This window comes from Paraburkholderia sp. EG286A, assembly GCF_040965375.1.
In the GTDB taxonomy this organism is placed as follows: domain Bacteria; phylum Pseudomonadota; class Gammaproteobacteria; order Burkholderiales; family Burkholderiaceae; genus Paraburkholderia.
This window is the reverse complement of record NZ_JBFRCB010000008.1, coordinates 277,341-302,252: the sequence shown is the minus strand read 5'-3', so window position 1 is coordinate 302,252 and position 24,912 is coordinate 277,341. Positions and strand designations below refer to the sequence as shown.

The window sequence follows — 24,912 nt, the reverse complement described above, 5'->3', positions numbered from 1 at the left end:
CAGGGTCAGTAAAAAACGTCTTTGATCTGGTAGTACGCGCCGACCAGCAGCAAAAACCACGGCTTGCCCGTGTGGCCCGGAATGGCGGGCCATGCGAAATCGCGCCACGGGTTCGCGGACGGGTTGCCGCTCATCACCTCGGCCATCACCTGGCCCATGTGCGTCGACATCTGCGTGCCGTGACCGCTGTAGCCCATCGAGAACCACACGCCTTCGTGCTGGCCCGCGCGCGGCAGGCGGTCCGCGGTGATATCGACGAGCCCGCCCCAGCAGTAATCGATGCCCACGCTCGCGAGCGCCGGAAAGAGCTGCGCGAGAGTGCGCTGCAGGATGCGCCCGCTCCTGGCATCGGACGGCTGCTCCGACGCCGTGAAGCGCGCCCGGCCGCCGAACAGCAGACGCGAATCCGGCGTCACGCGGAAATAGTTGTGCATGAGGCGGCTCGTCGTGTACGAGCGACGGTTGGGCAGGAGCCGCATGAGCTGCGCGGGCGGCAGCGGTTCCGTCACGACGATGAACGAGCCGACCGGCGCAAGACGGCGCCGATACCACGCAAACGGCCCATGCCGCGAAGGGCCCGTCGCGATCAATACCTGTTGCGCGCGCAACGTTCCGCGCGCCGACTCCACGCGATAGCTGCCGCTCTCTTTCGCGATGGACGTCACGGCGGCGTGCTCGTAGAGCCGTGCGCCGCGCCGTACCGCGGCGTTCGCGAGCCCGACCGCGAAGCGGCCCATGTGCATCTGGCCGCCGTGCTTCTGGAGCAGTCCGCCATGAAAGCTGTCCGATTCCACCTCGCTGCGAATCTGTTCGCGGCCGATGATCTCGACGTCCGGATCGACCTCGCGACGAATCAGCTCGGCCGTGCGTTCGAGGTGTTCGAGGTGATGCGGCTTCGCCGCGAGCTTGAGCTTGCCCGAGGCGAGGTAGTCGCAGTCGATGCCCTCTTCGCGAATCAGCCGCTCGACCGTATCGACGGCCGCCGCGTAAGCGCGGTAGCAAGCCTGCGCGCGCTCGACGCCCAGTTGGCCGCGCAGCGCCGCATAGTCCTGCGCCACGCCGGTATTGCACTGGCCGCCGTTGCGCCCCGATGCGCCGCCGCCCATGCGGCCCGCGTCCAGCACCGCGACGCTCGCGCCGCGGCGGCCGAACGCGAGCGCCGCGGAAAGCCCCGTGAAGCCGCCGCCAACCACGGCGACGTCCGCGCGGCCCTCCACCGGTCCCTCGCTTGCGGGCAGACCGCCAGGGGCGGTATCGAGCCAGTAGGAGTCGAGCTTCATCGGGCGGCCTCGGTTATCGCTCTTCTCACAGACCCAGTTGCGAAGCGAGTTCGCCGATCGTCTCGACTTCGTAGTACTCGTAGTACGGCGTGCCCGGCTCGTGGCCGCGCTTGACGAAGGCCTTGTGCTTGATGCCCATGTCGTGCGCCGTCATGAGGTCGTAGCGCAGGCTCGACGAAACGTGCAGCACATCGCCGGGGTTGCAGTTCAGCTGGTCGAACATGTACTCGAAGCCCTGCATGCGCGGCTTGTACGACTGCGCCTGCTGCGCCGTGAACACGCGATGGAACGGCGCGCCGAGTTTGTCGACGTTGCTCTGGATCTGGTCGTCCGACGCGTTCGAGAGGATCACGAGCTTGTACTTCTTCGCGAGGCGCGAGAGGCCTTCGGGCACGTCCGGGTGCGGCCCCCAGGTCGGCACGGCGGTATAGAACTTTTCGGCTTCGGCCTCGATGAACTCGACGTTCATGCGCTTGCAGGTGCGGCGCACCGAATTGACGACCACGTCGCGGTACGGCTTCCATGCGCCGAGCACCTCGTCGCGGCGATAGCCCGCGAAGAACGCGACGAACTTCTCGAGGTCCGCACCCTGGAGGCGGTCGCCATACAGCTCGCGCGCCATGTCGGCCATGCGGAACTTCGTCAGCGTGCCGTAGCAGTCGAACGTGATGTACTTCGGCTCGAAATCGATCATGATGGCAATCCTTTCGTGTGATGAACCCGCTCCGGGTTCAGTGGCGAAAACAAGTGGAAGTGCGTCCCTGTGGAAAATTTAAGCAGCACAAAATTTGGGGTTGGCGTCGAATCGTGGGGCCTGCACGGTATAAACCACGCGTTTGCGGGGGCTGCCGCAGCAGATTCTGCGGTGGCGCCGTCGCGCGGGTGATAGCCGCATGACCGTGCGTTTTCCTGCGTGATTCGTCAGCGTTGCAGTCGGCATGTCGTCAGGTTCCCGTATCGATCAGCACGCTCTTGAAACGCAGATGCGCTTCGTAACCCTGGCGCCCGAGATCCTTGCCCATGCCCGAACGTTTGTAGCCGCCCGTCGGGATCATGAAGTCGTTGCTGCGGCCGTAGCGGTTGACCCACACGGTGCCCGCCTCCAGCGCGCGCACGAGTCGCAGCGCGCGGCCGATGTCCGCGGTGTGCACGCCGGCGGCAAGGCCGTATTCGGGATGCGAGGCGAGCGCGAGCGCTTCTTCCTCGGTGTCGAAGGTCTGCACCGTGAGCACCGGGCCGAAGATCTCGGCGCGCACCGCCTCGGTTTGCGCCGTCACGCCGGTGAGGATGGTGGGCAGGTAGAACGCGCCGGGCACGGGCGCATCGGCGCGGCGGCCGCCGCAGTAGAGCGTGGCGCCTTCGGCCACGCTGCGCTCGACGATGGCTTCGATGCGCGCGGCCTGGGTTTGCGAAATGATGGGCGGCAGCGTCGTGCCCGAAGCCCACGTCGCGCCGGCGCGCAGCGCGGCGAACGCCTGCTCGATGCGCGCAACGAGTTCGTCCGCAACCGCGCGCTCGACCAGCAAGCGCGAACCGGCCACGCACACCTGCCCCGCGTTGCCCGCAATCGCGCCGGCGATGCGGCGCGCGACCTCGTCGAGCTTCGGCGCGTCCGCGAACACGATTTGCGGGCTCTTGCCGCCCAGTTCCAGCGTGACCGGCTTGGTGCCGCTTTGCGCGCACGCCGCCATGATTGCCGAGCCCGCGCGCGTCGATCCCGTGAACGTGACTTTCGCGATGTCCGGGTGGCGCACGAGTGCGTCGCCGGTCGTCGCGCCGTCGCCTTGCACCACGTTGAAGATGCCCGGCGGAATGCCCGCTTCGAGCGCGAGTTCGGCCAGACGCAATACGGAGAACGGCGTCATCTCCGAAGGCTTGAGCACCACGGCATTACCCGCCGCGAGCGCAGGAGCGATCTTCCACGACGCCATTACGAGCGGAAAATTCCACGGCGCGATCGCGCCGACCACGCCATAAGGCTCGGCGATCGTCATGCCCAGATGGCCGTGATCGGTGGCCACGACCTCGCCGCCGATCTTGTCGGCGAACTCGGCATAGAAGCGGATGCCTTCCGCCGTGAACGGCACGTCCCACGCGCACACGTCGCGCACGGGGCGCGTCGAGCCGAGTGCTTCGAGCGGCGCGAGCGTGGCGGTGTCGGCGGCGATCAGGTCGGCGAAGCGGCGCAGGATGCGGGCGCGCTCGCGCGGCGCCATGCGTGGCCAGCCGCTCGCGCGGAACGCACGCTTCGCGTTGTCCACGGCGCGGTCCACCAGTTGCGCATCGCCAAGCGGCGCCGAAGCATAGACGACGCCGTCCGATGGCCGCGCGACCCCGATGCGCGCCGCGCCCTCGGCGACCCACTCGCCGCCGATGAAATGGCCGGCTTTTTCAGCCGCTGAGGCAGCCACTGCGGCGGGATCGAACTGGTCCATGACTGGGTTCCCTCGACTTGGTCTCGATGGGAAATATCGTAGGTCCACTGCCACCGCATATTTCGCCGACAAAAAAGCGCAATCAGCAGAATCGACGCGTTATTGACCGTCCAACTCCGCGTTTTGCATTGCATCACGGGCGCCGGCCGAGCGCGCGCCCAAACAGGAAGATCGTCCTAGTCAGCCGCGGCGGGCAATGCGATAGTCACGGGACGCGTATACAGAATCTGGAGGCCGGCGTGTCCGACCCAAACCTGAACGGCGTCATTACCTACCGCGCATTTACTGCCGACGATCTGCCCGCCGCGCATGCGTTGTCGACGGCGGTGCGCTGGCGGCACCGTCCCGAAGACTGGCGTTTCGCCGCCCGCATCGGCGAAGGCATCGTGGCCGTGGACGAAAGCGGCTCGCTCGTCGGCACGGCGTTCTCCTGGTTGTTCGGTCCCAACGCGGCGACGCTCGGCATGCTGATCGTCAAGCCCAGTCATCAGCGCCGCGGCATTGGCCGGGCCATGATCGAGCACTGGATGCAGGCGCTCGCCTCGCGCACGCTGCTGCTCCACGCGAGCGACACGGGCTGGCCGCTCGTCGAGCGGCTCGGCTTTACGCGCATCGGCCGCATTCACCAGCACCAGGGCGCGGCGTTTCAGCCGCCGCTCGTCTCGCTGCCCGCGGGCGAGCGGCTGCGCCCGATCGGCGCGAGCGACCGGCCCCGCCTCATCGAGCTGGCGACGCGCGCAAGCGGCCTCGACCGCTCGGACATGCTGCCGAAACTGCTCGATCAGGCGAGCGGCATCGCGCTCGACCGCGACGGCGACCTGATCGGCTTCGCCCTCTTCCGCCGCTTTGGCGACGGGCACGTGATCGGCCCGGTGATCGCCCCCGATTCGCCGGACGCCTGCCGCGCCAAGGCGCTGATCAGCCATTGGCTCGCCTCCAACGCGGGCATGTTCGTGCGCATCGATACCCCCGTCGACCTGGGCCTCTCCGACTGGCTCGAAGGCGTGGGGCTGCCGCTCGTCGACCACATCGAGAAGACGGAGCACGGCGCGCCGTTGCACGTCGATACCCAGTTCAGGCAGTTTGCAATCACGAGCCAGGCAGTGTGGTGAGCGCGGCCGCGTGGACAGGATCCGGCGTGCTACCACCCGGGCAGCGAACGGATTACCATTAGGATTCTCGTCTCGAGGGTGACGGTTATGGCTACCTATGGTATCGACGGTGTCCGCATCAGTTCCTCAACGGACCGCGTAACGCACGTGCGCTGGGCGCTGATCGACCCCCAGACGCACGACTGGCTCTCGACACCCACCATCTCCGAGGTGGCGGCCGTTACCAGCGACATCCGCTCGGGCGCCGTGGTTTATTCGGTGTTTACGCTGGGCGGCATGCGATTTCTTGGCCCGAAGATCAAGCCGGTGCCGCATCCCAACGGAATCGATGGAATCGATCTGGAAGTGCCGGACGGTAACGTCGAAAAATCCATCGACGATCTACCGCGTGTCTAGCGGTGCGTCGATCGTTCTGCCGGCTACCGGATAGAAGAGCGCGATGCGCCCGGTTGGGCGCACATCGGCCGCTTGTCGCCAACGTCGAACCGTTGAATCGCCGAATCAGATAATTCGGAATACCGAGTATTTGACCCGGCAATCAACTAGCGAACGTTGCTTGTCAGTTGTAGCCCAGTATCGCCGACGTAGCGACGTCTGCGCGGTCGCTTGGGTTGCCAACCAGTACGACGGTGGGTTCGTGCAATAACGCACGATACGGATGCAGAAACGGTTCGTTTTCCGGATCAACGTCGTCCTGTTCGATCTCCTGGGAGTGGCTGTACTCACGTTTATCCATGATCGTCTCCTGATGTAGGGTCTAGTTGTTCGACCAGTAGGGTTCCCTACACACCGACTCAGCAAGTTTGGTGCCGTAGCCGCAACTGCGGCGGCCCATGCCGGGCCATCGCACGGATCCGCGCGGCCGCACGCCTTGTCCCCAAATCGCCGCACGGATTCGGCCTTGCATCGACTGGCGAACTCCCTGGATAGATATTACATCACATTGTGATGCTTTTACTTTCTATCCCTGCCGAGGAGTTTCTTCTGCCGCGCCCGACTATTGCGAAGTCGTGAGCTTCAGGTTCGGACGCAAGTCGTGCGTAACCGCTTCGCGTTGCCCTTTGCGCAGGTCCGACACCTGTTCGATGCCGGCCTTCAGCACCTCCTCGCAAAACGCAATTCGCGTGCGGTAATACTCGGCCTGCAGTTGCGCATCCAGAACCCGCTGTTCGGCCTGGAACAGTGCCATGCGCAACTCACTCATCGCGCGTTGAGCCTGCTTCTCCGGCGTTGCGGCATTGTGGGCAATCAAGTTTGAAAGCCAATGCAACATGGATAAGCCCCCCTGTCTTCGATTTCACGATCGCACGCGTCAAGTTTGATAACCGCCCGAACTGTCGCTGGGAAAAGACTATCAGAGGCGAAGAAAACCAGTGTGTGCACAAACGAACGTGTTGTATAAACGATGCAAAAGGTCGTATCCACGACGCGCTTTCATAGCGCGTTTTCATCGCGCGCTTTCGTTGCACGCTTTGCTCGCAAATGGGGAGCGATACATGTCCGTGGTGCCGGATCAGCCGATCGAGATGGGGCGCAACCGTGACTATCCACAAGCTAAGTGTTCGCACACTCGCGCTCTGCATCGCGTTCGCATTACTGGGCCCCGGCGTGTGTCTGGCTGACCAGGTGAAAGTCATGATGTCGGGCTGGTTTGCGCCAGCGTATCGTGATCTGGGCCCGCAATTCGAGGACGAGAGCGGCTATACGCTGGCCACCGTCTGGGGGGCGGCAACGGGCAATGCCCTGAATGCGATTCCCGTGCGGTTTGCGCGCGGCGAGTGGGCCGACGTGCTGATCGTGGTCAGCAACGCGCTCGACGACCAGGTTCGCGCCGGCAACGTGGTGCCTGGCAGCAAGGTGGACTTCGCACGCTCGCCAATCGGCCTCGTGGTGCGCGACGGCGCGCCGAAACCGGACATCAGCTCGGTCGACGCCTTGCGCCGCACGCTGCTTGCAGCGAAGTCGATTGTCTATCCGGATAGTGCCAGTGGCGCCTATATCGCCAACGAACTGTTTTCGCGCCTGGGCCTTGACGGGCGCGTGAAAAGCAGGAGCCGCATGGTTTCCGCCGAACGGGTCGCCACTGTCGTCGCGAACGGCGACGCGGAGATCGGCTTGCAACAGGTCGTGGAACTGTTGCCGGTGAAGGGGATAACGGTGGTCGGCAGCCTGCCCGCGGAAGTGCAACGTTACACGGTGTACTCCGGCGGTATTGCGACCACAGCGAGAAACCCGCTCGGCGCAGCAGCGCTGATCCGCTTTCTGTCCTCGCCCGAGGCGGCGGCCGCGATTACGCACAGCGGGCTCGAACCGATCACGGCGCCGCAACCTCCTCCGCTGCCGCTGCTGCAGCCACAGCCGCAACTGGCACCGCAAGCACCGCTGCAACCGGTACCGCAACCGCTGCCGCAACCACAACTGGCGCCACAAGAGCAGCAAGCGCAACCTCAACCGAATTGAGCGAAGCAGCCGTCCCGCCGATCAGCCATCACCGAAAGCTGGACTTCAACTCGCCGCCATCCCTTTTTCGGCCAGTTCTTTCTTCGCGCTTTCGTTCTTGGTCAGGTGCGTCAGGCCCATGCCGCGCAGGACGTTCGGCGCCTTCGTGAACTGGATGTTGTCGTAGCCCACGATCTCGATGCGATTGCCCCAGGGATCGCGAAAGTCCAGAAACGGACCGTCGAGCGGTTTCACGCCCGCCGCCGCGAGCGCGGCGCGCGCCGCCTCCTTGTCGTCGACAACGAGGCCGACATGCCGGCCGTCGTCGGCGGGCTGTTTGCGTCCCGCCTGCAACGCAATGAACTGATCGCCAAGATCGATGAACGCCATCGTCCTGCTCTTGCCGCGTAACTGAAAGTCGAAGATGCGGCCATAGAATGCCAGCGCTTCCTCGATGTCGCCGACTTCCAGCGCGACGTGATTGAAGCCGATGACGCGCGGCCTGGTGGTTGTGGTGTCAACCATTTCCCTCTCCTTCTGCAGCCAGTGCATAGCGTTCGCAAACTCGCCCGGAACCGAAATTCCGGCGAGACACCTCAAGTATGGGGATTGAAGTCGACTCTCACTAGCGAGTCAAACAAGATTTGTTTGAGTTATTTTTGAATAAGAATCGTACCCGATGCGGCGCGCGTGCGCGGCGTAACCTATGATGGTTCGAGCGCAATGAGCCGGCAAACCGTGAGGGCATCAGCACCATGGACAGGACAGAGCAGACGATCAAGTGGCGCAGTCGGCCGAATGTAAGCAATGTCGCGATCGACCCGCCCAATCCACTGCCTGCAGTCTGTGACGTATCGGTTACTAATGTTTGCAACGCTGCATGCGACTTCTGCGGCTTTTCCCGCGAGAAGAAAATGGCAGGCCCGCGCCGCTATCTCGATCCCGATGCGTTCGCGCGTGCCATGCCGATGCTGCGCAGACGCAAGATCCGCTACATGACGCTCCAGGGCGGCGAGCCGCTGGTGCACCCGCAAATCGAATCGCTCGTAGGCTCGGCCACGCAAGCCGGCATCCAGTGCGGCGTGATCACGAACGGCTGGTTCCTCCCCCGCCACATCAAGCAGCTCGCTGAAGCCGGCCTCAAGCGTCTCCTGATCTCGATCGATAGCGCGGACATGAGCGAGCACGAGCGCAATCGCGGCCTGCCCGGCCTTGCGGGGCGTATCCGCGAGGGCATTGCCCAGGCGCACGCCTTCGGCATCCCGGTCTGCGCAACGGTGACAGTGAGCCATCTGGTCCGCTACGCAGCGCTTCCCGAAACGCTCAGCCAGCTTGGCTTCGATTCCGTGGTGTTTTCCTACCCAAGGCGCGACGCATTCGGTTCCACATCGCTGGTTTACGACGAAAATTCGAAGCTCGTCGACCTCAGCCGTGACGAACTACTCGAAGCATTGAGCGAAATCGAGCGCCTCAAAAAGAGCTTTCGTGTGATGGACCCGCGCGCTGCACTCGACGAGGTCGCGCGGTTCGTGCGCGGCGAACAGCAACTCATTCCGTGTATCGCTGGCAGCAAGTATTTCTATATCGACTGGAACCTCGATGTCTGGCGTTGTGAACCGTGGCATGAGCCCATGGGCTCCGTGTTCGACCTCGACCACCTGCCCGATCAGAGCGAACCGTGCAACGCCTGCATGATGGGATGCTACCGGCATGCCAGTGTCATGATGCACGGCGCCAAGGCCGTCACTGACTCGGTCTATGCGCTGGGCAGAGGCGAGCTTCGTAGTGCGGTGAGCTTGTTGTTCCAGCGCGGCGTTGCGTATTCGCTGTGGGCGCTTGCTGCTGAAGACTTGCCTCGCACGGCGTTTGCCTCGTTGGCACGACGGACCGGCTCACGCCGGTCGTCGCCGCAGAGCGCATAAATCGAAGCTACGGGCAGATCACCGTCATGCTGAACGGGCCGCCGTTCGCCGCCGCATGCGCGACGGCCTCGTTCGCATCGTCGAGCGCGAAGGTCACCACATCGAAATGGCCCAGATCGAGCAGTGCGCCGCGAATCAAGCCTGACATGAGCGTCACGGCGTGCGTGGGGTACATCCACTTGCCCCGCACCGTGATGTCATTGCGCATGAGCCACGGATAAGGCAGTTCGAGCCCGGCTCCGCCGAGCATGCCGACACCGCCCATCAGGACCACGCGCCCGTATGGGCGGACCGCCATCACCGCGGCACGCACCGTCGTCGCCGGAACCGAGGGCGGCATCAGGTCCATCACGCAGTCGATCGGCCCAGGCGCCGCTCGTTGCATGCGTTTGCGGTCCGTTGCTTCGTCGCCCGAAAGCGCCACGGTTCGCACGCGCTCGCCGAATTTGCGCGCGAGCTTCTCGAGCGCCTGCACGTTGCGTCCGGGTGCAACGACGCAGCGCGCGCCCATGGCGAGCGCGACCGCGACGCACGCGCTGCCGAAGTTGCCGGTCGCGCCGCTCACGAGCAGGATTTCGCCGGCCCGCAGATCGGACGCGAGCAGTCCGCCATAAGGCACGAGCAGCGTATTGAGCGCGCACCAGCGCGCGGCTTCGGCCGGATCGATGTCGCCGATACGCACCGCGTTCTCGGTCGGCACCCTTACCCGTTCCGCAAACGGGCCGTCATGAAAATAGCCCTGCAATTTCTGGCCGCCCTCGCCCCGCGCGCTCCAGCCCTGCAGCACGATGTCGGGCATGAGTGCGTCGTCGCGCGCACGCACCGTCGGATCGCAGAACACCCAATCGCCCGGTTGCAGCTTCGTCGCATCCGGGCCGATGGTTCGAACCCGGCCGATCGCGCCGCAGCCAGGCACGATCGGCAGCGCGATGGGATAGCGGCGTTCTCCGCTGAACACTTCCTGCGCATAGGACAACACCGGCGCCGCAACGACGTCCACGATGACCTCGCCGGTGCCGGCGGAAGGATCCGGTATCCGTTCGATCGCGAGCGGCGTGTCGAGCGTTTTCAGAATGGCAGCTTTCATGGCGCTTCCAGAAGGGGGAACGAGCCGATTCTGGCAGGCTTAGAATGGGCAACAAGGCCCGCTGCGATCCCAGGATTGCGCCGTCCCACCCTGCACGAAGCGAACGCGATGACAGCCACGACACAAACCCAATTCGGCGATTTTCTGCGCTCCCGGCGCAAGAAGCTGAGCCCCGACGACGTCGGCCTGGGCGGCGGACGGCGCCGCCGCACGCCCGGCTTGCGGCGTGAAGAAGTCGCGGAACTCGCGGGCATCGGCGTCGACTGGTATGTCCGGCTCGAGCAGGGACGCGCGGTCAGCCCCTCGAATGCGACGCTCGATGCGCTTGCCCAGGCATTGCGGCTCGACAAGGCCGAAACCGCCCATTTGCACGCGCTCGCGCAGCGTGGCGAGGCACGCACTTTCGCGCCTGAGAGCGTCCCGCCGACCCTTGCGCGCATCGTCGCCAGTCTCGCTCTGCCGGCTTACGTGACCGGCCGGCGCTGGGACATCCTTGCGTGCAACGAGGCCGCCTCCGATCTGCTTGGCTTCGATCGCCTCGCTGCGGAAGACCGCAACATCATGATCTACATGTTCATCGAACCCGAGGCCCGGCGGCTCTTTGGCGCGAACTGGCCCGATGAAGCCCGCCGCATGATCGCGCTGTTTCGCACGAGCCACGATCTCCATGCGGGCGACCCGGCGTTCGTCGAGCTGGTCGAGCGCCTGCGTTCAGGCAGCGAGGAGTTCGCGAGGTGGTGGAGTGCGCACGACGTGCGCAGCGGCGCGTCGGGCCAGAAGGTCTTTGCGCACACGAAGCGCGGTATGCAGCGCTATGAGTACGCGACGTTTCAGGCGAACGACGATCCGGCGCTGAAACTCGCAATCTATACGCCGATCGATGCGGATGCCGTTTAGCCTATCGCGGCAACCAGCGTATGGTGCGCCCGCTTGCCGGCGTGGTGTTTGACGCTCTGCCGGTGCGCACCGGACGTCGGGGCGCTCCGGTACGATGCGAGCCGCACCCTGACGCCGTGCGAACGCGCGAGCGTCGAATAGTGATGATGCGCACGGGCGCTTGCGTAATAGCGCGGTTCGACGACTGGCGTGTCTTCGCCGTTCAGCCAACGCCGTATCGTGACGAGATCGGCAGAGCGTCCCCACGAGGTTCGCGAGCCGAGCAGCGCAATCATCACCTGCCCGTTCGGCATGTTCGCATCGACCACGATGCAGCGCCCCGCCTCGCGGATATAGCCTGTCTTTGCGACCAGCACGTCCCAGTCGGCTGAGCTCACTATCGGGTCGGTGTTGTGATAGAACCGCGTCCTCGTGCCGATCGCCTCTTCGTAACGGGGAAGCGTCGTGTATTCGCTGATCAACGGATAGCGCGCCGCGGCGTCCGCCATCTTCACGACATCGCGCGCCGTCGAGAGATTCTCGGGCGAGAGCCCGGTTGGATCGTCGAAGTGCGTATTGGCCATATGCAGCGCGCGCGCCTTTTCATTCATCAGCCGGATGAACGCCGGCTGGCCTCCCGGGAACGCATGCGAAAGCGCGGATGCAGCGCGGTTCTCCGACGCCATGAGCGCAAGACGCAGCATCTCTCCGCGCTCGAGCGACGCACCGATAGGGAGGCGGGACCCCGTATGCTTGAGCCGATCGATGTCGTCGTTGTCGACGGTCACCGTGCCACCCAAGGGCTGGGCGCTGTCCAGCACGACCATCGCCGTCATCAGCTTGGTGAGCGACGCGATCGGCTGGGCCTCGTCGGCGTTCTTTTCGAGCAGGACTTCGTGGCGCGCGACGTCGTACACGATCGCGCTGTGTGAATGGAGCAATGGCGTCTCGCCCCACGCGACGAACGGCGCCGAAGCGAGCAATAGCGCGCTGAGGAATTTATTCATGGCGTTCACACCCTGGGACGGCAATCAGGCGATGGCGGGTCCAACGTGCAACTGATCCCCAACGATTCAACTGTAGTTGCTCGTTGCACGAATGAGTGTGGGAAAGAGGACAGAATTCTTGTCCTTCAAAGCGGTTATTCAGCGCCTTGCGAACATACCTCCGACGTCTTGAGCTAGTGCGAGTGACGCGCGCGAGGCGTGCCGCGTTTCCTTGCGCGCCGCCCTCGCCCGTTCGTCTTCCAGTTCAGGAAGCTGGCCACGGCAGCCGCAATGAATGTGACGAAAGTCGAGGCCGACGAAGCGAGGAGCGTGTATTCCCCTGGATTCATCGAGGGCGTTGCCGACTGGAATCGGGATGCGGACGAGGATGGGACTACCGGGGCGCTTCTCGGCGAGGCTGGCGAGATGCGCGACGCTGACGCGCCTTTGAGTTGCACGACGGTTGCTGGCGGCAGCGGAGCCGCCCACTTGTAGCGCACAAAGAGGGCGGCCGTGACGCAAAAGAATCCCATGAAGAGACCCAGAAACAACCGGCAAAACAGTTCGAGCCTGAGGGAATGAGCCATGTCAGCCTCCGTCGTCGTCAACGGTTCCCACAGGCTTATATTGCGCTGGCAATGGCAAAAGGGAATAGCTTCAGACAGATAGTCGCTCGACGATTTCATCGAACGACGGCCGCATCTCGACTTGCTCGGCGAAACAGTCTGCGATCAGCGCATCGAGCCCGGTGTCGCGATCGCGAGCCTCTCCGGTCAAACGCTGCGCGAGTTCTTCCAGCAGGCAGCCAAACGCACGCACCTCGATGCGCTCGAGCGCCTGCGACTGTGCACGATCGTCGCTATCGTGAAAGGACGCCGCGCCGAAGTCGCCGAGCAAGACGTGCCCTGAGCCGTCGTGCAGGATGTTGTGCGCATAGAGATCGCCGTGCATGATCCCGCGCCCGTGCAGATGCCGCGCCGCCGATGCGATCCCTCGTGCAATCTGCAATGCAACCGGGCGGTCGAACAGAACATCGGCCGCGTAGACGTCCCGCGTACACGAGTCGAGGCTCGGAGGACCGGCGAGATTGACGAACGACGGAGGGATGAGTTCCATCACGAGGCCGTGCTCGCCCAGCGGATGACCCGTGATCTTGCCGAGCACCGGGATGAGGTTCGGATGCGAACCGGCCTGCAGACACGCCGCCATTTCCAGCTCCGGCAAACCGTCGCTCGTCACCGCGCCCTTGAACAGCTTGACGGCCACCGCCTCCACCGGATGGCCGTCGCGCAAGAGACGCGTCGCGCGATGCGTCACGCCCGATGCGCCCTCGCCGAGCGTTTGTCCGAGTGCGAGCGTATGCCAGTCGATATCGGGCACCGGCGCATCGGCCAGCGCCACCTGCTCACGCGCCACGTTCAGCGGATTGCCGGCGTAGGCGAGCCACGCGAGCCGCGGCAGACGCAACAGCCAGCCGGGCAAGGCGTCGAGCCGGTTCGCCGAAATGCGCAGCAATTCGAGCCGGCTGCAAGCGGCCATCGTCTCGGGCAACGACCGCAGCCGGTTGCCGGCAAGCATCAGCTTCTGCAGATGCGGACGCTCGCCGATTTCGGCCGGCAGCGCATCGACGTCGTTATCGGTCAGGATCAGCCAGCGCAATTGCGGCGGCAGCGCGCGCCCCGAAACGCGGCGGATGCGGTTCGCCTTGAAGCCGACCATGCTCAGCGATTCGCAGTCGCCGAGGACGGGCGGCAACTCGGTGAACGGATTGTTCGAGGCGAACAGAATGCGCAGACGGCGCAGCCTCGGCAGGTCGTCCGGCAGCGACGTGAGCGCATTGCCCGAGAGGTCGAGCACCTCCAGGGTGTCGGCGAGGTCGAAGATCTCGCGCGGAAATTCGGTCAAGCCGCAGGCGAGCTTGAGCTGTCGTGCGCCGGCGAGTTGCCCGTCACGCAGTTGTTCGAGGGTAGCGGTCTTCACGCGTGAATGGAATCGAGTCATGGCAAGGAAGTCGCAAGCGCCGCTGCACAACGCAGCGCCGACCATTGCAATTCTAGCGGGTGACTCGCCTGGGCCGCATTTTGGGCTGCAAGCTTCAGGAACGCGCCTGCTCGCTTGCGGCAGCCTGCTCGTGCACGCTCGTCGCCGACCAGCCGCCGCCCAGCACCTTGTACAGCGTGACCTGATTCGAGAGCTTCGCCAGCTCGTCGCTGACGAGTTGCTCCTGTGCCGTATAGAGCGTGCGCTGCGCGGTCAGCACGGTCAGGAAGCTGTCGGTGCCGGTCTTGTAGCGCGCCTGCGCGAGATCGTAGTAATCCTGCGCCGATTTCACGTAGTCGCGGTCCGCCGCGACCTGATCGACATAGGTCGCGCGCCCCGCCAGTGCGTTCGACACTTCCTTGAACGCCGTCTGGATCGCCTTTTCGTAGTCGGCCACGTCGATATCCTTCTCGATCTTCGCCACGTCGAGCGACGCCTTGTTGCTGCCGTAATCGAAGATCGGCATCGTGATCGTCGGCGCGAACGTCCACGCGCCCGTGCTCGCCTTGAACAGCTGCGAGAGGCTCGTGCTGGCCGTGCCGGCGCTCGCCGTCAGCTCGATCTTGGGAAAGAACGCCGCGCGGGCGGCGCCGATGTTCGCGTTCGCCGCCTTGAGCGTATGCTCCGCCTCGACGATATCGGGCCGCCGCGCGAGCAGATCGGACGGCATGCCCGCATCGACGTCGGCGAACATGGTGTCGCTCTCGAGCAGCGTGGGCCCGGTGGCGAAGCCGTCGGGCAACGGGCAGCCGATTTCGGCAATCAGATTGTTGCGGTCCTGCGCGACCGCGCGCGTGTATGACGCCACGCTCGCGCGTGCGCTCGCCAGCGAGGTCTGCGCCTCGCGCACGTCCTGCAGCGACGCGCTGCCGATCTTCATCATGCTCACCGTGAGGTCGTAGGTGCTCTGATCGGCCGCGACGGTGTCGGTCGAGACCTTCAGCAAGGTCTCGTCGGAGAGCAATTGCAGATAGTCGGTCGCCACATCGGCCACGAGCGAAAGCTGCGTGCTGGTGCGCGAGGCCTGCGTCGACAGATAGTTTTCGAGCGCCTGGCGCTTGAGGCTGCGGATGCGCCCGAAAAAGTCGATTTCCCACGACGTCGTGCCGACCGACACGGTATTCGAGTGGCTGACCGCGCCATCGGTGCGCGTGTTCGTGAGCGAGCCGCCGGCGTCGATCGTCGGCGCCAGCTCGGCGCGCGTCATGCGGTACTGCGCCTCGTACTCGGCCACCTGCAGCGCCGCGACCCGCAGGTCCCGGTTGTGGTCGAGCGCGAGCGCGATCAGTTCCTGCAGGCGCGGGTCCTTGAAGTAGTCGCGCCAGCCGACCTCGGCGGCGTTCGGTGCCGCGGGTGACGTGGCAGGCGTGGGGGACGTAGCCGCCGATGCACCCGCGTCGTACGCGGTGCCCGTTGGCCACGCGGTGGCGACCGGCGCAGCGGGCCGCTGATAAATTGGGTCGAGAGAACATGCACTCAGTGCTGCCGCACAAAGCACTGTCAAGAGCTTCAGTTTCATTGCTGGTCCTTTGCGGGCTGTGCGGCATCGCCGTCGCCATGTTCCTTGAACAGCCGACGCACGACGATGAAGAACACGGGCACGAAGAAGATGGCGAGCGCCGTCGCTGCGATCATCCCGCCGGCAACGCCGGTTCCGATCGCATGGCGCGCGGCCGAGCCCGCGCCGGTGCTGATCACGAGCGGCAAAACGCCGAACACGAACGCCAGCGAGGTCATCAGGATCGGCCGCAAGCGCTGGTGCGCCGCTTCGAGCGTGGCCTCGACGAGCCCGCGTCCCTGCTCCTGGAGGTCCTTGGCGAATTCGACGATCAGAATCGCGTTCTTCGTTGCGAGGCCGATTGTCGTCAACAGGCCGACCTTGAAATAGACGTCGTTCGACAGCCCGCGCAAATGCGCGCCCAACAGTGCGCCAAGCACGCCGATCGGCACTACGAGAATGACCGCGAGCGGCACCGACCAGCTTTCGTACAGCCCCGCGAGGCACAGGAACACCACGATCAGCGAAATCGCATACAGATACGTGGCCTGCGAACCGGCGAGCACTTCCTGATACGACTGCCCCGTCCACTCGATGCCGAATCCGGCGGGCAACTGCTTCGCGAGATTTTCGACGGCGGCCATCGCCTGGCCGGTGCTCACACCGGGTGCGGGCTGCGCGCTCATCTGCATCGACAGTTCGCGGTTGTAGCGTTCGATCTGCGGCGGACCAAACGTCCAGCGCGTGGTGGCGAACGCCGAGAACGGCACCATCTGGCCGTCGTAGCCGGTCGTCGTCGTGGACGATGTCGACGACGAACCCGAAGTCGAACTCGATGACGAACTCGACGATGACGAAGTACTCGACGACGACGAATCCGCGCGCACGTACCATTGCCCGATGTCGTCCGGCATCATCCGGTACGGTGCGTCCGCCTGCACGTAGACCTTCTGGATCCGCCCCGTATCGATGTAGTTGTTCACGTACGCGGAGCCGAACGCGGTGGAAATCGTCGTGTCGACATCGGCGATCGACAGCCCGAGTGCACTGGCCTTTTCGCGGTCGATATCGACGTAGAGCTGCGGCGTATCTTCGAGGCCGGCCGAGCGCGTCATGGCGAGCGACGGGTCCTTCGCGGCCAGCGCGAGGAACTGGTTGCGCGCCTTCATCAGCTTGTCATGTCCCTGACCCGCACGGTCCTCGATCTCGAAGTCGAGGCCGCTCTGCGTGCCGAGACCATGAATCGCGGGCTCGTTCATCACGAAGATCTGCGCATCGCGATTGCCCGCGAAGGCCGCATTTGCGCGATTGATCACGGCCTGCGCGCTATCGTTCGAGCCGCGCTGGCTCCAGTCCTTCAACTGCACGAATGCGAGCGCATTGTTCTGCCCCTGCCCGTTGAAGCTGAAACCGTTCACGGCCATCACGTGCGTCACCGCGGGCTGCTTCAGAAAGTACTGTTCGACGGCGGCCACGGTCTGCAGCGTCTTCGAAGAAGGCGTGCCGACCGGCGCCGAAATCGACACCATGATCGAGCCCTGGTCCTCTTCCGGCAGATACGACGAAGGCAGCGTCACGTACAGAATGCCGACCACGCCCGCGATGAGTGCGTAACCGAGCATCCAGCGCGCGGGCCTCGCCACCACGCGCGCAAGCGTGGTGCTGTAGCGCGCGTTGCTCTTCGTGAAGAAGCGATTGAACGCGCCAAGCAAGCCGCGACTCTGCGCGTGCGCGACGGCCGACGGGTTCAGCAGGCTCGCGCAGAGCGCGGGCGTGAGCGTCATGGCGAGCAGCACCGAGAGCACCATCGCCGAAACGATGGTGACCGAGAACTGGCGATAGATCGCGCCGGTCGAGCCGAAAAAGAAGGCCATGGGGATGAAGACGGCGGTCAGCACGGTCGTCACGCCGACGAGCGCGCCGGTGATCTGGCTCATCGCCTTCTTCGTGGCCGCCTTCGCGTCGAGCTTTTCCTCGGCCATGATGCGCTCGACGTTCTCGACGACGACGATCGCGTCGTCCACGAGCAGGCCGATCGCGAGCACCATGGCGAACATCGAAAGCACGTTGATCGAAAAGCCGATCGCCGACATCACGCCCAGCGTGCCGAGCAGCGCGACCGGCACGACGATCGTCGGAATCAGCGTCGCACGCAGGTTCTGCAGGAACAGATACATCACGAGGAACACGAGGATCACCGCTTCGAAGAGCGTCTTCATGACCTCCTCGATCGAGATCTTCACGAACGGCGTGGAGTCGTACGGATACGCGATCGCCACGTCCTTGGGCAACTGCGGCTGCAGTTCCGCGAGCTTCGCGCGCACGGCTTTGGCGACCGCCATGGCGTTCGCGCCGGTCGAGAGCTTGACGGCCAGCGCGGCTGCCGGCTTGCCGTCGAGCCGCGAGGACGTATCGTATGAATCGCCGCCCACCTCGACGCGTGCGACGTCCTTGAGCCGAACCTTCGAGCCGTCGCTATTCACGCGCAGGAGAATGTCGCCGAACTGGTCGGGCGTCGTCATCAGGCTCGACGCCGAGATCGTCGCGTTGATCGCCTGGGAATCCGTAGCAGGCGCGCCGCCGAGTTCGCCCACGGAAAGCTGCACGTTCTGGTTGGTGACCGCCGTCGTCACGTCGGACGCGGTGACGCCGAAGCTGCGCAGCTTCACGGGATCGAGCCAGATCCGCATGGCATGTTGCGCGCCAAAGAGCGTGACGTCGCCCACGCCGTTGATCTGCGTAAGCGGGTCCTCGATCTGCGTGGCGATGACGTTGCCGAGGTCGATCGAATTGAGCGTGCCGCCCGGCGACGACAGCGCGACGATCATCAGAAAGTCGCTCGACGCCTTCGCGACCTGCACGCCCTGCTCCTGCACCGTCTCCGGCAGCGAGGCGGTGGCCTGGGTCACCTTGTTCTGGACCTGCACCTGCGCGATGTCCGGATTCGTGCCGGGCCGGAACGTCAGGTTGATGGTCGCCTGCCCCGCGCCGCTGCTCGTCGACGACATGTACAGCAGGTTATCGATGCCGGAAAGCTTCTGCTCGATCACCTGGGTGACAGTCTTTGCGACGGTGTCGGCGGAGGCGCCCGGATAGGTCGCCGTGACCTGCACCGAAGGCGGCGCAATGGTCGGATATTGCTCGATCGGCAGCGTGGTCGTCGCCGCGCCGCCGATCAACATGATGACGATCGCAACGACCCACGCGAGGATCGGGCGCTGGATGAAGAAACCTGCCATGCGCCCTCCTTACGACTTCGCCGCTGAAGCTGCTGCTGAAGTCACAGCAACGCCCGAGGCGGCATCCGCGGCCACGTGTACCGCCACGCCAGCCTGCACCTTCTGCAACCCGCTCACGATCACGCGATCGCCGGCCTTCAGTCCGCTCGTGACGATCCACTGGTCTGCATAGGCGCTGTCCGCGTGCACGGCCACCTGCTTCGCATGCCCCGTCGCATCGACGACCCATACGCTCGCGCCGCCGTCCGACGCGCGCGTGACCGCGAGCTGCGGCACGAGCAGCGCGCTCGTGCTCTCGCCCTCGTCGAGCTGCGCGCGCACGAACATGCCGGGCAGCAGTTCGCCTTCCGGGTTCGGGAAGACCATGCGCAGCGTGACCGAGCCCGTCGTCGCGTCGACGGTGATGCCCGAAAACTGCAGCACGCCTGCGTGTGCGTACGTTGTGCCGTCCTCCATCACGAGCTGCACCGCCGCGCCCGTGCCCGAGCGCTTGAGCCGGCCCGAGGCGAACGCCTTGCGCAAGCGCAGCCAGTCGGCGCTCGAGCGCGTGACGTCGAGGTACATTTCGTCGTATGCCTGAATGGTGGCGAGTGCCGTGGTCTGCTCCGAGGTCACGAGCGCGCCTTCCGTCACCGACGAAGCGCCGATGCGGCCTGAAATGGGCGCCGTGATCCGCGTGTAGCCGAGATTGATGCGCGCCGACTCGAGCGATGCGCGATCCGCGATCACGTCGGCCTCGTCCTCGCGAACGGCCGCGATCGCATCGTCGTTGTCCTGCGCGCTGACCGCGTTGATCTTCACGAGTTGTGCGTAGCGGTCGGCTTTCGTCTTTGCGGAAGCGAGCGTTGCCTGCGCCTTGGCGAGCGTGCCGCGCGCCTGATCGTAAGTCGCCTGGTAGGTGGCCGGATCGATCTGGTAGAGCACCTGCCCCGCCTTCACGTCCGAACCCTCGACGAAGAACCGCTTCTGCACGATGCCACCGATTTGCGGCCGCACATCCGAGACCTTGAGGGACGAAAGCCGGCCGGAAAGCTCGGCCGTCATCACGATGCGCTGCGGTGCGAGCGTCTTGACGCCGACTTCGACGCTCTGGCTGGCGGGGTTAGCGGGCATCCCGGCGTCGTGACGTTGACAGCCGGCGATCAATATGGCGGTCGAGCAGAAAAGCGCCGCGCCCAGGCGTTGGCTCTTCCAGCTCCGCCTCTCTCTTGCGTGAATCTCTTGTGGCATATATCCCATCGAATCGTGCGTTGACTCGCCTTGCCGGAACATGGGCAGGCGCAAAGCCATTGACTCGCAGTACTAAGCGGTTGAAGTCTTGCAGCCCGGAAAGACTGACGCCTCGTCGCTCATCAGCTTCCAACCCTGAATTGGATGTTCCCGGTCACATAACTAAACTGAACGGTATGGTTTATAATGGAACGATCGATGGCTGTCAATCGCCTTACCCGGCAACGAATGTTTCAATCCGTGACGGGCCGGGGTATTGGCGCGGGCGCTCGCGTCCCGGCCTGAGAGCGAGTGAGGAAGGGAGACTCCATGAGAAAGAAGACCGAAGAAAAGCGTCAATCCATCATCGAAGCCGCGCTGGCAGTGTTCCGGGACGTCGGCTTCGAGCAGGCGTCGATGACGCAAATCGCGGCGCGTTCGGGTGCGTCGAAGGCGACGCTGTATAGCTATTTCGAGTCGAAAGAGGCGTTATTTGCTGAAACAATGACGAGCCGCGCCGGGACGGAAATCCGCCATGCGTTCAGTCAGCTGACGCTCGATATGCCGCTGGGCGAGTCGCTCGTCGCGTTTGGGGTGCACTACCTGACGGCCGTGCTGCAGCCCTCTTTTCTGGCCACGCGCCGGCTGTGCTATCAGGAGGTCGACCGGTCGAACGTGGGGCGGACCTTGTACGAATCGGGTCCGAAACGGGGCTTGATGCACGTGCGCGACTTTCTGGCGAGCGCGATCGAGGCGGGCACGATTCGGCCCTGCGACGCGGCCGTCGCCGCGCACCATCTGCTGGCGCTGCTCGAAGCCGAGCTGGTCGAAATCGCGACGCTTGGCTATGAGGTCAAAGCCTCGCGCGCGAAATTGCTGGAGGTTGTGAACCGGGCAATCGATGTTTTCCTCGCGGGCTATGCCGTGGCAGCGCCGCAAGCGAACCGCAAGGGTTCGCAGAACGCGAAATGATGGCGGGCTTCGCGAGCGCAAGCCCGCGTCAGCACGGCGCGACGTGTGGAATCATCGCGGCCTGCCCGTGCAGCACACCGGCTTCGTCGATCAGTTGCCATACGGTCGCGTGCTCGATCCAGAAGCGCTGCCCCGATTTCGTGATGCGGATGCCGCGATAGTCTTTCACGAAGCCTTCGCGTGTCACCGAATCGAGAAATGACTGGCGCTCGCTACGCTCGGGCGCCTGCGCGGAAAGACGCGAAGGCAGCGCCGTGATTTCGTCCCAGTCGTAGCCGAAGATCGCTTGCGCGCGACGATTGCCATACATGAACACGGGGTCCGCCTGCGTGCCGTGCGCAAGCAAGCCGAACGGCGCGTGCTCATAGAGCCAGGCCGCGCCCTCTGCGTCGCTCATGCCTTCGGGTACGAGCGCAACGCCCAACAGGCGGCGATAGCTGTTGGCGAGAAGGCGAAAAAACTCGGTATCCGTGTTCCGTGTCATGCAGACTGGCTCCTTCGAGTCGAGGGGTGGCTTGCGCGTTGCGCAATTCTATCAACCGCGCGTGAGAGTGGGCGCCCAGCCCAGCGGCAAATACACGCCGATGCATACGCAATAAAAACGGCTGCGTCTGCGCGTCAGGCAAGCTGGAATACGGCCGGAACGCCGGGTGTTCTGTTAGCGGGTCAACATCTTGAGTCCGCCAATGGAACCTCACTATCTGAACACCGGCGCGGTGGGCTTCGGCCTCGCTACCGTTTCCCGCAACAACACGGTCCTCGACACGTGGTATCCATTCGCTTCGCTGCGAGCCGATGCCGCGGTATCGGCGACTTCAGCGCTCACCGGCCCGCAGCCTGGCGAATCACTGGGCAAATGGGCCGCGCTGGCGGGTCGACGGGATGAGCGCCGGGGCGTGCGAACGGTCGCGGTGAGAACCACGATCGGCAGTCTCGATGCCCCGCCTGCGGACATCCACGATGTCTATTTGCGCTTGCACCTGATCAGCCGTCGCCTCATTCAGCCGCGACAAGCCAACCTGACCGGCTTCCTCGATCTCATGACCGATGTCGCGTGGACAACGCTCGGACCATGCGAACCAGGCCAGGCGCTCGATATGCTTCGCACATGTCGCGCCGAAGGTGTCCCGTGCGAGGTTCGCGGCACCTTCAAGGTGCCTCGCATGATCGATTACGTCATGCCCGAAGACGTCTGGATTGCCGATGCCGACCGGGTGCTGCTGGGGGCGCACCTGGCTTGCGGCACCACGGTGACCGCGGAAGGCTTCATCGGCGTTAATGCCGGCACGACCGGACCGTGCATGGTGGAAGGCCGCATCAGTCTCGGCGCATTGGTGGGCGAGCTATCCGACGTGGGCGGCGGCGCGTCGATCATGGGGACGACCTCCGGCGGCGGCAAGCATCAGGTGACGATCGGGAAACGTTGCCTGCTGGGCGCGAACGCCGGTGTCGGCATTTCGCTCGGAGACGATTGCGCGGTCGAAGCGGGCTTGTACCTCACGGCGGGAACCCGCATCCGGCTTGCATCGGGTGACGTGGTGAAAGCCATCGACCTCAGCGGCCGGAGCGGCCTCGTGTATCGGCGCAATTCGCAAACCGGTCAGATCGAGGCATTGGAAAGTGCCAGGAGCTGGGTGTCGCTGCATCCGTCGCTGCACCGTCCCTCGCCTCAACCGTATCTCGTCACGTTGGACAGCTAGTTATTTCGCAACCCTGATCATTTCGATTGAAAGACAATCCAGAATCGCGGCGACGCTGGCTTTCCCTGTTGTATTTGCCGTGGCTGGCCCTCATCGCCGTGCCCGCCTGGAACACGATCGATCCCATGTGGGACGGCATGCCGTTCTTCTACTGGTATCCGCTGTTCTGGCTGCTGGGTGGCTGCGTGACAAGCGGCATCGTGTTTCTCGCAAGCGACGTAAATGCCGCGAATCGCGCCGCAAGGGGCGACGGTGCCCCGGCGCCAGACCCGGACTCCGCGGCCGAGTTTCATTTCGAAGCGGTTGAAGGGGAGGCCGGGCTCTAGCTCGCGGCGCTGCACGCGCAAGGTGTTTACAACGGCATATGTATGACGAAAGCAGGCGTAATGCGCGAAAACTCAAGAACAGCAGGCTCGAGCCGTAATAAGGAGGTCGGCGCGTCATGCGCCCCTGCATTTACAGCCATACGACTCCCATGAAACTCAGCCGCAAGATTCCCCTCGCCTTCGCCGCGTCGCTCACCCTCATGTCGGCGGGTGCGTTCTACGGCATCCACACGCTCAACGAGGCTATCGATACTTACCGCACCACCGTGCAGGACGCTGCCGCGAGCGAGCGCATGGTGTCGGCCACGCTCGTCGAGTTCAAGCTGCAGGTGCAGGAGTGGAAAGACACACTCCTGCGCGGCAAGGACCCGCAAAAACTCGATCGTTACTGGAGCGCGTTTCAGAAGCGCGAGCGCACCGTGAACGATCTCGCCGCCGCGCTCGAAACGAAACTGCCCGAAGGCGAAGCGCGCACGCTCGTCGCGCAGTTCGCCGAGGCGCACGAGGCGATGGGCCAGGGGTATCGCAAGGGCTTCGAGGCGTTCAAGGCGGCGGGCGCCGATCCCGTTGCTGGCGATACCGTGGTCGCCGGCGTCGATCGCGCGCCAGCCCAGTTGCTCGACCGCGCCGCGCAGACCATTGCCGCCACCAACGCGCAAGTGGCCACCCAGGCCGCGGTGCAGGCCGCGCACGCCACCATCGTGAGCGCGGTGCTGATGGTGGTCGCGTTCCTGCTCGCGCTGGCGGGCGGCGTGCTGTTCAGCCGCACGGTCACGAGCCCGCTGGGCCGCGCCGTGGACTTTGCGCGCGAGGTCGCCGACGGCGACCTGTCGACCGATCTGCATGCGCATGGCGACGACGAAACCGCGGAGCTGCTCACTGCGCTCGCGAAAATGCAGACGAGCCTCGCCCGTGTGGTGAGCGAGGTCCGCGCCAATGCCGAAGGCGTGGCAACGGCGAGCGCGCAGATCGCCTCGGGCAACCAGAATCTGTCCTCGCGCACCGAAGAGCAGGCGGCGTCGCTCGAAGAAACGGCCGCAAGCATGGAAGAGCTGACGTCGATCGTACGCATGAACGCGCAGAACGCGGAGCACGTCAGCTCGCTTGCGGGGACGGCGGCGCAGACCGCGGCGCGCGGCGGCACGGTGATGCGCGGCGTGGTCGGCACGATGCAGTCCATTGCGGACAGTTCGAGCAAGGTCGGCGAGATCATCGGCTTGATCGACGGCATCGCGTTCCAGACCAACATCCTTGCGCTCAACGCCGCCGTCGAAGCGGCGCGCGCGGGCGAGCAAGGCCGCGGCTTCGCCGTCGTCGCGGGCGAAGTCCGCACGCTCGCGCAGCGCAGCGCGAGCGCGGCGCGCGAGATCAAGGCGCTCATCGAGCAGTCGAAGGAACACGTCGAAAGCGGATCGTCCCAGGTGGCCGACGCCGGCCACATCATCGACGAGATCGTCGAAGCCGTGCAGCGCGTTTCCGGCACCGTGCAGGATATTTCGACGGCGTCGCGCGAGCAGTCGACCGGCATCGAGCAGGTGAACATCGCCGTCACGCAAATGGACGAGGTCACGCAGCAGAACGCGGCGCTCGTGGAGGAGGCATCGGCTGCGACGTATGCGCTGGCCGAGCAGGCGCACGCGCTTCGCGAGACCGTGGCCGCGTTCAGGCTCAGGGAGGGCGCGATCGCCTGACTTCAAGCGGTTGCCGCGCGCGCTGGGGGACATAAGCGCCGCGGCATGTCCGGCATCTTGCGGGCGAGACTGACCGCTGCCGGTCGCGAGCGTAATATAC

At 64.7% G+C, this 24,912-nt stretch carries 23 protein-coding genes; 10 read left to right on the top strand and 13 right to left on the bottom strand.

The features are described 5' to 3' along the window. Positions 1-5 precede the first annotated feature (5 nt). The 3 genes from AB4Y35_RS33395 to AB4Y35_RS33385 form a co-directional block, all read right to left on the bottom strand. A complete protein-coding gene (locus tag AB4Y35_RS33395; protein WP_368707785.1) occupies positions 6-1,280 on the bottom strand; it encodes an NAD(P)/FAD-dependent oxidoreductase in 1,275 nt (424 codons plus the stop codon). Between the two features lie 25 nt (positions 1,281-1,305). Then, positions 1,306-1,974: a haloacid dehalogenase type II gene (locus tag AB4Y35_RS33390; RefSeq protein WP_368707784.1), complete on the bottom strand. Its 669-nt coding sequence runs from the start codon at positions 1,972-1,974 to the stop codon at positions 1,306-1,308. Between the two features lie 250 nt (positions 1,975-2,224). Continuing rightward, positions 2,225-3,715 carry an aldehyde dehydrogenase gene (locus tag AB4Y35_RS33385; RefSeq protein ID WP_368707783.1) on the bottom strand — a complete coding sequence of 497 codons (1,491 nt, stop codon included), beginning with the start codon at positions 3,713-3,715 and terminating at the stop codon, positions 2,225-2,227. Positions 3,716-3,954: 239 nt separating this feature from the next. On the opposite strand from AB4Y35_RS33385, the gene AB4Y35_RS33380 reads away from it, so the two are divergent. Together AB4Y35_RS33380 and AB4Y35_RS33375 are read left to right on the top strand one after the other, a co-directional pair. Beyond that, a complete protein-coding gene (locus AB4Y35_RS33380; RefSeq protein WP_368707782.1) occupies positions 3,955-4,827 on the top strand; it encodes a GNAT family N-acetyltransferase in 873 nt (290 codons plus the stop codon). An 87-nt stretch (positions 4,828-4,914) separates the two neighbouring features. Beyond that, positions 4,915-5,223: a hypothetical protein gene (locus tag AB4Y35_RS33375; protein ID WP_028207982.1), complete on the top strand. Its 309-nt coding sequence runs from the start codon at positions 4,915-4,917 to the stop codon at positions 5,221-5,223. Between the two features lie 163 nt (positions 5,224-5,386). On the opposite strand, the gene AB4Y35_RS33370 is transcribed toward AB4Y35_RS33375, so the two are convergent. After that, on the bottom strand, positions 5,387-5,563 hold the full coding sequence (locus AB4Y35_RS33370; protein WP_324160013.1) for a hypothetical protein: 177 nt from the start codon (positions 5,561-5,563) through the stop codon (positions 5,387-5,389). Positions 5,564-5,824: 261 nt separating this feature from the next. Next, positions 5,825-6,100: a hypothetical protein gene (locus AB4Y35_RS33365; protein ID WP_342924756.1), complete on the bottom strand. Its 276-nt coding sequence runs from the start codon at positions 6,098-6,100 to the stop codon at positions 5,825-5,827. Positions 6,101-6,366: 266 nt separating this feature from the next. Here AB4Y35_RS33365 and AB4Y35_RS33360 point away from each other — a divergent pair, with 266 nt between their 5' ends. After that, positions 6,367-7,287 (top strand): substrate-binding domain-containing protein, encoded by a 921-nt coding sequence (locus tag AB4Y35_RS33360; RefSeq protein ID WP_368707781.1) that lies wholly within the window; start codon positions 6,367-6,369, stop codon positions 7,285-7,287. 45 nt (positions 7,288-7,332) lie between these two features. On the opposite strand, the gene AB4Y35_RS33355 is transcribed toward AB4Y35_RS33360, so the two are convergent. Further along, complete coding sequence (locus AB4Y35_RS33355) at positions 7,333-7,791, bottom strand: VOC family protein (RefSeq protein ID WP_368690796.1); 459 nt, start codon at positions 7,789-7,791, stop codon at positions 7,333-7,335. A gap of 230 nt (positions 7,792-8,021) precedes the next feature. On the opposite strand from AB4Y35_RS33355, the gene AB4Y35_RS33350 reads away from it, so the two are divergent. Beyond that, entirely contained in the window at positions 8,022-9,188 is a 1,167-nt protein-coding gene (locus AB4Y35_RS33350) for a radical SAM protein (protein ID WP_368707780.1), read from the top strand. Positions 9,189-9,195: 7 nt separating this feature from the next. Here AB4Y35_RS33350 and AB4Y35_RS33345 read toward each other — a convergent pair whose 3' ends face one another. After that, a complete protein-coding gene (locus tag AB4Y35_RS33345; RefSeq protein ID WP_368707779.1) occupies positions 9,196-10,275 on the bottom strand; it encodes a zinc-binding dehydrogenase in 1,080 nt (359 codons plus the stop codon). A 108-nt stretch (positions 10,276-10,383) separates the two neighbouring features. Here AB4Y35_RS33345 and AB4Y35_RS33340 point away from each other — a divergent pair, with 108 nt between their 5' ends. Further along, positions 10,384-11,172 carry a helix-turn-helix transcriptional regulator gene (locus AB4Y35_RS33340; RefSeq protein ID WP_368707778.1) on the top strand — a complete coding sequence of 263 codons (789 nt, stop codon included), beginning with the start codon at positions 10,384-10,386 and terminating at the stop codon, positions 11,170-11,172. Here AB4Y35_RS33340 and AB4Y35_RS33335 read toward each other — a convergent pair. Further along, positions 11,169-12,158, bottom strand: a complete 990-nt coding sequence (locus AB4Y35_RS33335; protein WP_368707777.1) for a D-alanyl-D-alanine carboxypeptidase family protein — start codon at positions 12,156-12,158, stop codon at positions 11,169-11,171. The two genes, AB4Y35_RS33340 and AB4Y35_RS33335, sit on opposite strands and share 4 nt — an antisense overlap. A gap of 270 nt (positions 12,159-12,428) precedes the next feature. On the opposite strand from AB4Y35_RS33335, the gene AB4Y35_RS33330 reads away from it, so the two are divergent. After that, positions 12,429-12,632 carry a hypothetical protein gene (locus AB4Y35_RS33330; protein WP_368707776.1) on the top strand — a complete coding sequence of 68 codons (204 nt, stop codon included), beginning with the start codon at positions 12,429-12,431 and terminating at the stop codon, positions 12,630-12,632. A 162-nt stretch (positions 12,633-12,794) separates the two neighbouring features. On the opposite strand, the gene AB4Y35_RS33325 is transcribed toward AB4Y35_RS33330, so the two are convergent. The 4 genes from AB4Y35_RS33325 to AB4Y35_RS33310 all read right to left on the bottom strand — a co-directional run bounded on the left by AB4Y35_RS33325 (position 12,795) and on the right by AB4Y35_RS33310 (position 20,153). Beyond that, the gene (locus AB4Y35_RS33325; RefSeq protein WP_368707775.1) at positions 12,795-14,117 is read right to left on the bottom strand and encodes a leucine-rich repeat-containing protein kinase family protein; all 1,323 of its coding nucleotides are present in this window, start codon (positions 14,115-14,117) and stop codon (positions 12,795-12,797) included. A 115-nt stretch (positions 14,118-14,232) separates the two neighbouring features. Further along, positions 14,233-15,696 (bottom strand): efflux transporter outer membrane subunit, encoded by a 1,464-nt coding sequence (locus AB4Y35_RS33320; protein ID WP_368707774.1) that lies wholly within the window; start codon positions 15,694-15,696, stop codon positions 14,233-14,235. Continuing rightward, positions 15,693-18,914: an efflux RND transporter permease subunit gene (locus AB4Y35_RS33315; RefSeq protein WP_368707773.1), complete on the bottom strand. Its 3,222-nt coding sequence runs from the start codon at positions 18,912-18,914 to the stop codon at positions 15,693-15,695. Before AB4Y35_RS33315 ends, AB4Y35_RS33320 begins: the two co-directional genes overlap by 4 nt. Before the next feature lie 9 nt (positions 18,915-18,923). Then, the gene (locus tag AB4Y35_RS33310; protein WP_368707772.1) at positions 18,924-20,153 is read right to left on the bottom strand and encodes an efflux RND transporter periplasmic adaptor subunit; all 1,230 of its coding nucleotides are present in this window, start codon (positions 20,151-20,153) and stop codon (positions 18,924-18,926) included. A 300-nt stretch (positions 20,154-20,453) separates the two neighbouring features. On the opposite strand from AB4Y35_RS33310, the gene AB4Y35_RS33305 reads away from it, so the two are divergent. After that, complete coding sequence (locus AB4Y35_RS33305) at positions 20,454-21,095, top strand: TetR/AcrR family transcriptional regulator (protein WP_368707771.1); 642 nt, start codon at positions 20,454-20,456, stop codon at positions 21,093-21,095. Between the two features lie 28 nt (positions 21,096-21,123). On the opposite strand, the gene AB4Y35_RS33300 is transcribed toward AB4Y35_RS33305, so the two are convergent. Continuing rightward, on the bottom strand, positions 21,124-21,579 hold the full coding sequence (locus AB4Y35_RS33300) for an MEKHLA domain-containing protein (RefSeq protein WP_368707770.1): 456 nt from the start codon (positions 21,577-21,579) through the stop codon (positions 21,124-21,126). Positions 21,580-21,781: 202 nt separating this feature from the next. On the opposite strand from AB4Y35_RS33300, the gene AB4Y35_RS33295 reads away from it, so the two are divergent. The 3 genes from AB4Y35_RS33295 (at position 21,782) to AB4Y35_RS33285 (ending at position 24,812) form a co-directional block, all read left to right on the top strand. Beyond that, positions 21,782-22,795: a DapH/DapD/GlmU-related protein gene (locus AB4Y35_RS33295; protein ID WP_368707769.1), complete on the top strand. Its 1,014-nt coding sequence runs from the start codon at positions 21,782-21,784 to the stop codon at positions 22,793-22,795. A 26-nt stretch (positions 22,796-22,821) separates the two neighbouring features. Then, positions 22,822-23,121, top strand: coding sequence for a DUF3311 domain-containing protein (locus AB4Y35_RS33290; RefSeq protein ID WP_368707768.1), 300 nt, complete (start codon positions 22,822-22,824; stop codon positions 23,119-23,121). Between the two features lie 149 nt (positions 23,122-23,270). Beyond that, positions 23,271-24,812 carry a methyl-accepting chemotaxis protein gene (locus AB4Y35_RS33285; protein WP_368707767.1) on the top strand — a complete coding sequence of 514 codons (1,542 nt, stop codon included), beginning with the start codon at positions 23,271-23,273 and terminating at the stop codon, positions 24,810-24,812. Positions 24,813-24,912: the final 100 nt, after the last annotated feature.